Source organism: Desulfobacter sp. (genome assembly GCA_028768525.1).
GTDB lineage: Bacteria > Desulfobacterota > Desulfobacteria > Desulfobacterales > Desulfobacteraceae > Desulfobacter.
On sequence record CP054837.1, the window covers coordinates 5,336,591 to 5,348,181 of the forward strand.

The 11,591-nt window shown below is 52.5% G+C and carries 8 protein-coding genes and 3 tRNA genes; 5 read left to right on the top strand and 6 right to left on the bottom strand.

Features of this window, described 5'->3' with window-relative positions; translation table 11 throughout:
• Positions 1-74 precede the first annotated feature (74 nt).
• The 5 genes from HUN04_23465 to HUN04_23485 all read left to right on the top strand — a co-directional run bounded on the left by HUN04_23465 (position 75) and on the right by HUN04_23485 (position 5,040).
• Positions 75-524: a hypothetical protein gene (locus HUN04_23465; GenBank protein WDP92519.1), complete on the top strand. Its 450-nt coding sequence runs from the start codon at positions 75-77 to the stop codon at positions 522-524.
• Positions 525-568: 44 nt separating this feature from the next.
• Positions 569-1,726 carry an NAD(P) transhydrogenase subunit alpha gene (locus tag HUN04_23470; GenBank protein ID WDP92520.1) on the top strand — a complete coding sequence of 386 codons (1,158 nt, stop codon included), beginning with the start codon at positions 569-571 and terminating at the stop codon, positions 1,724-1,726.
• A gap of 104 nt (positions 1,727-1,830) precedes the next feature.
• Positions 1,831-2,130, top strand: a complete 300-nt coding sequence (locus HUN04_23475) for an NAD(P) transhydrogenase subunit alpha (GenBank protein WDP92521.1) — start codon at positions 1,831-1,833, stop codon at positions 2,128-2,130.
• A complete protein-coding gene (locus HUN04_23480) occupies positions 2,127-4,169 on the top strand; it encodes an NAD(P)(+) transhydrogenase (Re/Si-specific) subunit beta (protein WDP92522.1) in 2,043 nt (680 codons plus the stop codon). Before HUN04_23475 ends, HUN04_23480 begins: the two co-directional genes overlap by 4 nt.
• Positions 4,170-4,344: 175 nt before the next feature.
• Complete coding sequence (locus HUN04_23485; protein WDP92523.1) at positions 4,345-5,040, top strand: hypothetical protein; 696 nt, start codon at positions 4,345-4,347, stop codon at positions 5,038-5,040.
• Positions 5,041-5,391: 351 nt separating this feature from the next.
• Here HUN04_23485 and HUN04_23490 read toward each other — a convergent pair whose 3' ends face one another.
• From HUN04_23490 to HUN04_23515, 6 genes are all read right to left on the bottom strand, one after another.
• Positions 5,392-8,355 (bottom strand): response regulator, encoded by a 2,964-nt coding sequence (locus HUN04_23490; protein ID WDP92524.1) that lies wholly within the window; start codon positions 8,353-8,355, stop codon positions 5,392-5,394.
• 26 nt (positions 8,356-8,381) lie between these two features.
• On the bottom strand, positions 8,382-9,320 hold the full coding sequence (locus HUN04_23495) for a hypothetical protein (protein ID WDP92525.1): 939 nt from the start codon (positions 9,318-9,320) through the stop codon (positions 8,382-8,384).
• Between the two features lie 327 nt (positions 9,321-9,647).
• Positions 9,648-9,725 (bottom strand) — tRNA-Glu (locus tag HUN04_23500).
• 18 nt (positions 9,726-9,743) lie between these two features.
• Positions 9,744-9,820: transfer RNA gene (locus tag HUN04_23505), tRNA-Asp, on the bottom strand.
• A gap of 16 nt (positions 9,821-9,836) precedes the next feature.
• Positions 9,837-9,912, bottom strand: a tRNA-Phe gene (locus HUN04_23510).
• Between the two features lie 39 nt (positions 9,913-9,951).
• On the bottom strand, positions 9,952-11,427 hold the full coding sequence (locus HUN04_23515) for a hypothetical protein (GenBank protein ID WDP92526.1): 1,476 nt from the start codon (positions 11,425-11,427) through the stop codon (positions 9,952-9,954).
• Positions 11,428-11,591 lie beyond the last annotated feature (164 nt).

Consider the following 11,591-nt stretch of genomic DNA (forward strand, 5'->3'; position numbering starts at 1 on the left):
CATACGACCTGCCTGTGCGGAAGGGCCGTCCGGGGCCTGCAAAAAAAACAATAATACATACAAGGAGAGTGAAGATGGAAAAATTTTATTTTGGCAACCTAAGGGACTGGGATCAGGTTCTGGAAAAATTGGAGGGACTGATCAAGGCCGGGCGGCTGGGAGATTTTCAGGGCGAATTAATCCGCCTGCTTCGGTTTGACCAGAACTGGCGGCTCAGGGAGGCTGCCATAGAATCTTTGATATTCATTGATACGCCGGGTTTTGCACTGGCCAGGGAGGTTTTTTCAATCGTTCAGCGAAAAGATCTTTATTACGATGTCAGGATACTCGCCGTGGACGCTCTCTCAAAACTCATGGTCAGGATTGTGGATCGCCGGGACCTGGACCGGGAAGAGATCAATGCCTTTTTTGACCAGACCATCAGGGAATTGTCTGAATACCTTAAAACGCCCGAACCGCCGAAATTCCATGATGCCCTGAACGAATCGCTGAGCCGGCTCAGGCATCTTGGAAAAGCGGCCTAGGGGATAGAGGGAGGCGTTTAACCCAGAAAAACAGGAGTGATACCATGCGAATCGGAATACCCAAAGAGATCATGTTCAATGAAAACAGAGTCGCAGCACTGCCGGAAACCGTTGAAAAATTTAAAGACCTGGGATTTGAGGTCTTGGTTGAAACCAACGCCGGAAAAGGCGCATTCGCCGATGATGAGGCCTATGCAAAGGCCGGCGCCCTTATCGCCAAGGATGCCGAAGCCGTCTATGGGCGTGCGGATATCATCCTGAAGGTTAAGGAACCCCTGTTTAACGAGGACTTTGGCTGCCATGAGATTGATATGCTCCAAGAGGGGCAGATTCTTATCACCTTTTTGCATCCGGCCGCCCCGTCAAATCACGGGGATGTCAAAAGGATGATGGACAAAAAGGTCACCGCCTTTACCATGGACGGGATTCCCAGGATTTCAAAGGCCCAGCGCATGGATCCCCTGACCTCCATGAGCGCCATCACCGGTTATAAATCCATCATCATTGCCGCGGCCAATTTCCCCAGGTTCATCCCCATGGTGGGCACCTCCATCGGTATGACCCAACCGGCCAAGATCCTGGTGGTCGGTACGGGGGTGGTGGGGCTGCAGGCCATTGCAACGGGCAAGCGCCTGGGCGGTTCGGTCACGGCGGTGGACATCCGGCCCGATGCCAGAACCGAAGCCCAAAGTTTGGGGGTTAAGGTCGTGGGGTTTGATCTGCCAGCCGAACTGGCGGTGGGGGAGGGCGGATATGCCAAAGCCCTTTCCGGCCAATGGCTTGAAAAGGAGCGGCAAGCCCTGGCGCCCCTGGTGGCCGATGCGGATATTGTCATCCTTTCCGCCCTGGTGCCCGGGGAAGTGGCCCAGCATATTCTCACCCGGCCCATGGTGGAACGCATGCGGCCGGGGTCGGTTATTGTCGACGTTTCCATTGACCAGGGCGGCAACTGCGAACTGACAGACCCGGGAAAGGAGATTGTCCACAAGGGGGTTTATATCTGCGGAATCAAGAATATACCGGGCTCCCTGCCGGTCCATTCCTCCTGGCTCTACTCCCAGAACCTCTACTATTTTGTGGAGAATCTGTTCAAGGGCGGGGCCGACGGATTTGACCTGGAAGATGAGATCGTCCGCAGCGCCCTGGTGACCCACAGGGGGGATCTCATGCACAGCGGCACCCTCAAGGCCATGGGCCTTTAATGAAGATAACCGGCAGCCATGCGGCCTGTGGGCGGGACACTGTCCCTTCACGGGCGGCATGGTCTGCGGGTAATGTTTTACATCTTAACTTCCGGAGCATACCAATGACCAATCTCTTATTGCTGGCCGGGGTATTTGTTTTTTCCTTCGGGCTCGGCTATTTTTTGATTTCCAGGATTCCCCCCCTGCTTCATACCCCGTTGATGTCCATGACCAATGCCATATCCGCCGTGACCATCCTGGGCGTTCTGATACTTTTTTCCGTTGGATCCACACCGGCCGAGCAGGCCATGGGCGGGGTCGCCGTTATCATGGCCGCATTTAACCTTGTGGGCGGATTCGCCATTACGGACCGGATGCTCAATATGTTCAAAAATAAAGGGGAAGGGGGGCAGGAACCATGATGGATACCCATACCGCTGTCTCCCTCTTTTTCGACCTTGCCGTGATCGGGATGCTGCTGCTGGGGATCTGGCTTTTCGGCGCCCCCCATACGGCCAGGCGGGGCAACATGGCCGCTGCCCTGGCCCTGGCCGGTGCCGCCGGGCTGATTCTGATGCGCAACGGCGCCCACCACCCCTGGCTTTTGTTATTCTGTCTTCTGGCCGGATCATCTGCCGGCTATGTGGTGGCCCGTAAGGTGGACATGATCCAGATTCCGGCCATGGTGGCCTTTCAGCACGGCGCCGGCGGGGTGGCCGCTTTTATGCTCTCTTTTGCGGAATTGATGCGGGGGGCCGGCCGGCTGGGCGTTTTAAATGAAATCTCCGGCCTTCTGGGCCTGGCCATCGGCGCTTTGACATTCAGCGGCAGCCTGGTGGCCGCCGGGAAACTGGCCAATAAACTGCGCCAGGCACCGGTGTTTTTAAGCCGGCATACACGGGTAACCCTGATGAGTCTATCGGTTATCCTGGGGCTGATTATTGCGGCCATGGTAATGCCCGAAACCGGCAGGCCTGCTGTTTATCTTCTTCTTATTCTGGTTTCGGCCCTATTCGGTATTGTCTTTTCCATGCGGATCGGCGGGGCCGACATGCCGGTGCTCATCTCCTTTTTAAATGCCACGGCAGGTGTCGCCGCAGCCTTCTGCGGGATGATCATAGAGAACAAGCTGCTGATTTCCTGCGGTGCCACCGTGGCGGCCTCGGGAAGCATACTCACCCATGTGATGTGCCGGGCAATGAACCGCAGCCTTTTACATGTATTTTTACCCAAGGGGCGGCCCCAACCGGTCCCGCCAGGGCAGAGGCAGGAGCGGGGAGAAAAAGAGAAGAATGAATCCGGACAAAAATGGGGCCATGAAGAAAATCAGCCGGTTGTGGACAGGGCGGGGGCAGAAAGAGGGGAGGGCTTTTCCAGGGCCCTGGAACATGCCGCCAATGCCCAAAGGGTGATCATTGTCCCGGGCTACGGGATGGCCGTGGCCCAGGCCCAGTTCGCCCTCCTTGAGTTGGCCGGAAAGCTGATGGCCATGGGCAAAAGCGTTAAATTCGCCATCCATCCGGTTGCCGGCCGCATGCCCGGGCATATGAACGTCCTCCTGGCTGAGGCGGGGATTGATTACGACCTCCTCGTTGAAATGGACGAGATCAACCCTGAGTTCAGTAAAACCGATTTGACCCTGGTGGTGGGGGCCTGTGACGTGGTCAACCCGGCCGCCATTGAGGTTGATGGATCTCCCATATCCGGCATGCCCATATTGCTCACCCATGAATCGAAGGCCGTGGTCTGCTGCAACCTGGATTCAGAACCCGGATATTCCGGGGTGGAAAATCCCCTCTATGGCAACGGCAATACCATCATGCTGATGGGGGATGCCAAAGAGAGCGTTCAGCATCTGGCCGACCATCTTCTGGACATGCCTGTGGGCAGGCCCGGTGAACCCGGCACGCCCGGCATGCCTGATGGGGATCCCGCCGGAGACCGGATGGAAACGGCAGTGAATGCCCTGGCTGCCGCCAAAAGGATCATTGTTATTCCCGGGTACGGGATGGCCGTTGCTCAGGCCCAGTTCAAAGTGGCGGAACTGGCTGCCCTGCTTGAACAACGGGGGGCTGATGTCAAATTTGCCATCCACCCGGTGGCGGGGCGGATGCCGGGACATATGAATGTGCTCCTGGCCGAGGCCGAGGTGGACTATGAGGACCTCTGCGAGATGGATGAAATAAATCCGGAATTCCAGGACGCGGATGTGGCCATTGTCTTTGGCGCCTGCGATGTGGTCAACCCGGCGGCAATGGAGAGCGAGGGAACGCCCATATCGGGAATGCCGATTCTTTCGGCCCACGAGGCCGGAAGGGTGATTGTCTGCAACTTTAACGCTGATCCCGGGTATTCCGGTGTGAAGAATACTTTATATGAGGACCCCAAGACCCTTTTTCTCCAAGGCGATGCCGGCTCGACGGCCGGGGATCTGATTTATGGACTGAAAACGGCCAATTGATAGAAGCGATTATTCCGACCAAATCCTTTTTAGGCCCTTTTGCTGTTGACCTGGCAGCAAAAGGGCCTGCCCCTGCAATAAAGAATCCGCCAAGTTTTGTCTGCCTGAATAAAGAATGTTGTGAACCATTATTAATTTTGTATAATGGGTTTTTAAAACAGCCAAGGAGGTTATCATGAGCCAGGCGGAAAAAGAGACCTTTGAAGCCTTTATCAAATCATTTTTTTACGGCAGCCGGTCAGACCTCTCCTTTAAGTTCATGTCTGACTTTTCCGAAGACCAGGCATCGGATTTCATCAGGGGGCTTTTCGCCGCCCTTATTAACGCCGTGGACGACGATGATCTTTCCTTGGTGAAGCAACGGGTGATGGCCGGGCAGGCAGAGGCTTACGGCGGCGGTCATCTCAAGGGATTTACCTACGGGGAGGGCCCCTTTGTTCCCCTTGAGAAACCGCTGTCCCAGGCCACCCTTTCCCTGTTGACCTCCAGCGGCCATTTTGTGGCGGGAGACGACCCCGCCCCCCTGGGCGTCGAGGGGATGACCCAGGCCGAGGCCGAGGCCAGGATCATGGAGTTTATCAAGGAACCGCCCCAGCTTTCCGTGATTCCCTTTGGGACGGCAGCGGATAGCATACGTGTCCGCCACGGCGGATATGATATCCGGGCCGTCCAAAAGGATTACAACGTTGCATTTCCCCTGGCGCCGATGAAGGCGCTTCAGGAGGAGGGGCGGTTCAAGTCCCTCACCCCGGCCGCCTTTTCATTTGTGGGGGCCTGCGCCCAGAAACGGCTGATCAAGGAAACCCTGCCCCGATGGACCGACGCCATGCAGTCCCAGGGGGCGGATGCCGTGGTCCTGGTGCCGGTCTGACCGGTTTGCCACATGTCCGTGGGACATGTCGCAAGAAGTTTTGAAGCCGCCGGTATCCCGACGGTGGTCATTGCAGTCAAAGCCTTTGAAAACCGGATGCGGTCCATGGCCCTTCCCAGGGTGGTGTTAACATCCGAGCTGTTAGGGCGGCCGTTGGGCGGACCTTTCCAAACCTCAAAGCAAATCAGGTATTTAAAGCTGGCCTTGAATTTATTGGTTGATGCCAGACAGAATGGTACCGTCATACTTGCTGAGTAGACGGCAGGGCGGCCTCATTGGGTCCCGCACCCGCAACGTGGGTTGCCAGGAGAGGCGGCACCATTTTAAAAAGCAGGCGAAAAAACGGTATCCCTATTCTTTTTTGTCCAATACCTTCCTGATTGTTTCAAGCAGATCGGCCATTATCACCGGTTTGTACAAAAACGCATCGATATTTAATGCCTGGGCTTTCTGCTCATCAAGGATTTCGCTGAATCCAGTGCAGATAATGATCGGGATATCCGGCCGTTTAAGGTGGATTTTTTTCACCAGAAGATCTCCGGTCATTTTGGGCATTGTCATGTCGGTAATCACCAGATCATAGGCGTCGGCATGTTGTTGAAAGTGGTCAGCCGCCTGGGTGCTGTCTAAGAATGTTTTTACCCTGTATCCGTATCTGCTCATGGTTTCTCTGGCCACGTCAAGTTGTATTTGTTCATCATCAACGAATAAAATGCGTTCAGTACCTCCCTGTGCGGGTTCAATGGCAATCGCGGATTCAATCCCCTCGGGCGCTGAGATAATGGGAATAAAAATGTGCATGGCGGTCCCTTGGTCCGGTTCACTGTAGAGGGAGATAAATCCGCCGAGATCGGTGATGATTTTATGGACAGTGGAAAGCCCGATTCCGGTTCCTTCTCCCATTTCTTTTGTTGTAAAGAACGGATCAAAGGCCTTTTTCTGGATATCCGAAGCCATTCCTGTTCCGGTATCCTCAACGGTAATTTTCAGAAACTCACCGGCCAGCATATCTGGGCGGCTGGAAAGGTCTTCCTGGTCCAAAACAACATCCTGGAGTTTGATGGAAAGCACCCCGCCTTTTTGTTTCATGGCATGGACCGCATTGGTGCACAGGTTCATCAGGACCTGGTGAATATTGGTTGCATCGGCTTGAATGTAACTTTTTGAATTCAGGGACTGCTTGATTTCAATGGTGGACGGTATGGAGGCCCTCATCAGCTTAAGCACCTCCTTAACGATGGCGACCGGCCTGAAGAGGCTGACTTCTCCTTTCTGGCTTCTGCTGAAGGAAAGAATCTGCCTGACCAGATCCGTGGCACGGCCGCCGGCTTCAAGCACCCGCCCAAGCATTTCATTGGTTGACGGCCTGTCTTTTGTGTCCATCAAAGCCAGTTGGGTGAAACCGATCATGCCGGCCAGAATATTATTGAAATCATGGGCGATTCCTCCGGCGAGGGTCCCAATGGCTTTCATTTTTTGTGATTGGTGCAGTTCCTGCTCTAATCTAAGCCGGTTTGCTTCCGCGTTTTTACGTTCGCTGATGTCCTGGACAACAATAACAAGCCCTTCAATCTGGGTGCTGGCACCCTTCATGACGGATGTTGATACCAATATGGTCTTTTTTCTGCCCTCTTGATCAGAAAATTCATATTCAAGGTCCTTCACTGTTCCCAGCGTAAATAGTTGGTCAATGTCATTTTCACTGATCCTGGAATGTTTACCCTCTGGCAGCAGAACGCTGATGTGTTGGCCTAAAAGGTCCTCTTTCCTGGCACCTGTCTGATCAAGCACCGTTTTATTTATGAGTTTGATGGTTTTTTGGGTATCAATCACAATCAGGGAGTCCGTCATGGTTTGAATGACGTTATGAAGGTAGTTCTTTGTATGGGTCAATTCCTGCTGTGAAGAACGAACCTGGCCTAACATCACGTTAAAAGACGTTGCCAGGCGGCCGACTTCATCATTGCCTTGCAGTTGGATCTTTGTTTTTTCGGAAAAATCCCCGGAAGCGATCCTTGCCATTGTGGCGTTCACCGTATCCACAGCAAATTGCAGTTCATCGACAAATTCATCGAGTTCATTGGCCATCACTCCCAATTCGTTTTTGCTGTCTAATCTCAACCGGTTTCGCAGGTTCCCCGCTTTGATCTCCGAGATCATATTTTTCATATGTTCAACGGGACCGGTAATGCCCTTTAAAATTATTATCCCGCTGATAATGCTGATCACCAGCCCAAGAAAAATAGATATCCAGATGGCAAAGATGGAGCTGATTGAGCCGTCCAGCACAGAGTTCTGCGCCTTTCTGTCGATGGTATGGGTGGTGTCAAATACCTCGCCCAGAATCTTTTGAACCGTTACCATCTCCGTATTCAGCCTGGCGAATGCGGCATCAACCGCTTTTTCGGCAGCAAGGTATTGATTGTAAACGGTTAACAATCCGTCTTCATTAAGGGCGGTTTGAGTCAATTGCCCCAATGCGTTTTCGACCCGGTGATAACAGGCATGTTCTTCCTGAAGCTCCACCCTGGCTCTGATGCGCTTAAGCCGATTCTCGATTTTCCTGAATGCTTTAGCGATCTCTTTTTCCAATTGGGCTAACTTCTCCGCATCTTTTTCAATGAGGGCAGATGTCAATAGGCTCTGTATTTGAATGATATATTCATGGATTTTGTTTGCGGCGTCCACTTGAGGAAAAATCAGATTAAATACGATTGAAATCCGTTCTTCCATCTCTTCTATCTTCATTGCCCTGGCTTGTATGGTGGTTCTGATTTCCTCCTCCTGTTCTCCGATAAGAGAATACGCCGTGTTGGCAAAGGCCGATAAGGAGGTCTCAAGCCGATGTATTTGCTGATTGAATTCAAGCTGCCGGTGATGCAGTGTTTTTTCATGGGCCAACCTGTTTTGATTGAGTTTAACCACTTGCTGTGTCTGCTCAAAATAGGTTTGCCGGATCTGACGCAGTGAGCCGGTATCAATGTTGAGATCGCGTCTCTCTTCGATCAAGGTGATGATGGTTTCAAAACTCTTATCCTTCTTTTGATCCGAATTCTCTAATATTCTGGTTATCCGGCGGATATCTGTTTCGTCACTGGCCTTTAAGAGGCTTCTAAAAAGAGATTGGCTTTTGTTTATTTCATCGAACAAACTGCCGGATTCCGATGCCAATGGCGAGGTGACATTCAACAGGGTTTCAACATTCGACTTCGACTGATAGACAAAGGTCAGGCTAACACCGCCGACGATGACGATAATCGCAGTAAGGATTGAAAACCCCATCAATAGCTGAGCGCGGATACTTAAATTTTTCATACTGAAACCCAATGATTAACCATCAATTATCGGGGCGCATAAACCTGAACACGGTCATTGGCCGTATCGGCGATATATACCCAGCCTGTTGTTTTATCCACAAACACGCCGTGAATGTTCCCGAATTGTCCTTTGCCCGAGCCTTTTGTTCCCCACATGGTAATATGCTTTCCGGTCCTGCTGAACACCTGAACCCGATTATTGCCGAGTTCTCCAACATAGATGTTGTCATCTTTATCGATCCCAATACCGGTATTGGCAAACAATTGGCCTTTCCCGGATCCGGAACTGCCGATGATTCTTATTACCTGGGCTGTTTTATTGGCCGGATCTACAGCATAAACAACCAGTCTGTCGTTTTTAAGATCGCTGACGATCAATTCCCCATGACTGTTGAACTTGGCGGCTTCAGGATTGTTCAACTGGTTTCTGCCACTCCCCTTGGCGGCGAATGAAAAGATAAATCCGGTATCCAGATTCCATACAGATACTCTGTGGTTCCCTGCTTCGGGCAAATAGTAATACCCATCCCGGATGTCGGTGAATTCGGATCTGATATTTTCACCTGGACCTGATCCATATCCACTGAAACTCTTTACCCACTCATAGTTTTCAGTGTAGATCTCAACCTCTCCGGTATTGTAGTCAGCCACCCAGATATTGCCTGACGGATCGACAGATATCCCTTCCGGTTTATCCAGGTTTTCATCTTCATCCCCTTTACCGCCGAACCGGGTAATAAACCTCCCGGTTTTTTTATCAAACACCTGGACCCATGCCGTTGCTGCATCTGTAATCAGCAAATGCTGCCCGTTTCTTGCCAGCGCAAAATCTTCTACATATTTAAATTGCCCCTCACCACTTCCCCTCGATCCAAACGTCATTACATGTTTAAATGTAAAGGCAAAGGCATTGCCTGCAGACAAGAGACTCGAAAGCAGCAAAATGGCAAACGCCTTTTTCATATTATCTCCTTTTCGTAAAATTATGCGCTGTTGTAAAAAAGTCCGGGGGTTAATATGGTTGAAAAGCTGCGTCTGTGGCAGGTGTCACTTGTTTTATCACCGCAAAAAAAACGACGGAGTCACAGCGGCCGCTTTATAAAGAAATTATCACAAATAGGGGGGGAGGTACAACAAGTTCTCAAATGGCGGGTTAGCGGGCTCTGTGGCTTGCTGACACCCCCCATTACCCAGAGGGGAAAAAATCTGAAGGGCCGGAGCCGGACCGGGAAAGCAGGGCAAAAAGCAAAAAAGGCTTTCAGCAGAAACTGAAAGCCTTGATAGTCTAAGTGGCGTCCCCAAGGGGATTCGAACCCCTGTCGCCGGCGTGAAAGGCCGGTGTCCTGGACCGGGCTAGACGATGGGGACGCATGGTCTTTTTTAAAATGGCGCGAGTGACGAGACTCGAACTCGCGGCCTCTAGCGTGACAGGCTAGCGTTCTAACCAACTGAACTACACCCGCGCATTCTAAAAAAGTATGGTGCCCAGGAACAGAATTGAACTGCTGACACGGGGATTTTCAGTCCCCTGCTCTACCGACTGAGCTACCTGGGCTCACAAGAATTGGGTTTATACAGATCTTCTTTCTTCCTGTCAATCGTTTTTTGAATTTTGTTTGAAAAAAGTTTCGGCGGATGGGACTCCCTCTCTGAAAAAGCGGCTCTCTCCCTTCCAGTGGATGCGGACGGAGCCGGGCCGCACCCTTTTGGGGGTGACCTTCAGGTCCATTGCCATCAGGCGGGCGAGGGTGAGGATTTTTGTCGGCCGCCCGGCATGGGAGCCGGTGTGGATTCCCCGGGCGGACAGTATGCGGTCCATCACCGCTTCATCCAGGGTGGCGCAGACCGAATAGGGGCTGGACCAATTGGGCTTCCCGGGCGGTGAGGGAGGCTCAATGGTAAGGATGCTGACCCCGTTTTGGTAATGGGTATAGCTGACAATGCCGTAGTTCCCTTTTTGGGTGTGGGGCGGGCGCTGTTGGAGGCGGTCAAGGGAAGGGTAGAACCGGGGCCTTGGAAAGACCACGCCGCTTTTTTTTGAAAGTGCGCCATAGGTTGTTTCGTAGTTCCCCGATGCATGCCACACTGTCCAGCCCGGGATGCCTGTTTTCCGGACCGCAGCCAGCTGGGCAATAATCTCACTGCTGTCGTACCAGAATCCCTGGAGCCAGGGCCTGATGGGTTTGGTGGTTCTTTTTTTCAGCCGTTCAATACTTTTCTCCATGATCAGTCCGGGGTATTTCCCTGGCAAATCCAGGCCCATGAATCCCCGGGGGAAATGGGAGGGATAGAACATGGGACAGATCACGTCGATATGGGGCATGATCATTTCAATGACCTGGCCGACGCCGAAATCGGCCCTTTTCCAGGCGGTGAGACCGAATACATCCGCTGAGATGGTGATGTTCATGGGGGAGAGGGTGTCTCTGGCGGTTTTCAGGAAGCCGGAAATCGCCTCTGCCTTTGTCATTCCAATGTATGGTTCGGGATAAATGATCCGTTTGAGTATGCCGTCGCTGGGAAACCGGATATAGTCAAACTGGATTTCATCGAAACCCATCTGGGCAAGCTCTGTGCACAGCTGAGTGTTATAGGCCCATACCCGGTGGTCAAAGGGATTGGTCCAGTGCAGGCCGGACCGGTCAGTCCAGAGCCGGCCGGTCAATGCGTCCCTGATGCCGGTTTCAGGATGAAATGCTGCAAAGAGGTGGTCTGCAAATACATCCACCTTGGCAATGACCCGGATACCATGATTTTTAAGGCGGCGGATCGCATGGCCGGCGTTGGGCCCTCCCCGGAAGGCATTCATTTTTACGGCCGCAGGGTGGGGTGACGGCCAGTAAATTCTTCCCCGGGGATCTTTTACGTGCAAAACAGCCGCGTTCAACCCGGCCAGGGCGGCATAGTGGAGAAATTCATCCAGTTTTCTGTCATCAAAGCTTTGTGGAGGAAGAAAAACCCCCTTTACGGTATCCGGGGAAACCGGATATCCGTTGGGCAGCCCGGCGGAAAGTGAAAAAAGGGCAGCCACTGCCAGGTATATGAAGCCATTGCAGATGATACGGCGCATTGAACACCTCCATGGCGCGATGGTGGACCCGCTGACCTTAGTCTACCCTTTCCGGGGGAAAGTGTCCACCGGTCCCGGCCAAAGGTGGGCCGGTGAAAACAAAGTTCTTTTCAATGCCCCTGTTTTGGGCTAAAACATAGAGATATCAAGCGTCCGAATATAAA

What these genes read in the sequence shown, in the direction of transcription:
- HUN04_23465 (WDP92519.1), top strand. Translation starts at nt 75, where the DNA reads ATGGAAAAATTTTATTTTGGCAACCTAAGGGACTGGGATCAGGTTCTG.
- HUN04_23470 (WDP92520.1), top strand. Translation starts at nt 569, where the DNA reads ATGCGAATCGGAATACCCAAAGAGATCATGTTCAATGAAAACAGAGTC.
- HUN04_23475 (WDP92521.1), top strand. Translation starts at nt 1,831, where the DNA reads ATGACCAATCTCTTATTGCTGGCCGGGGTATTTGTTTTTTCCTTCGGG.
- HUN04_23480 (WDP92522.1), top strand. Translation starts at nt 2,127, where the DNA reads ATGATGGATACCCATACCGCTGTCTCCCTCTTTTTCGACCTTGCCGTG.
- HUN04_23485 (WDP92523.1), top strand. Translation starts at nt 4,345, where the DNA reads ATGAGCCAGGCGGAAAAAGAGACCTTTGAAGCCTTTATCAAATCATTT.
- HUN04_23490 (WDP92524.1), bottom strand. Translation starts at nt 8,355, where the DNA reads ATGAAAAATTTAAGTATCCGCGCTCAGCTATTGATGGGGTTTTCAATC.
- HUN04_23495 (WDP92525.1), bottom strand. Translation starts at nt 9,320, where the DNA reads ATGAAAAAGGCGTTTGCCATTTTGCTGCTTTCGAGTCTCTTGTCTGCA.
- HUN04_23515 (WDP92526.1), bottom strand. Translation starts at nt 11,427, where the DNA reads ATGCGCCGTATCATCTGCAATGGCTTCATATACCTGGCAGTGGCTGCC.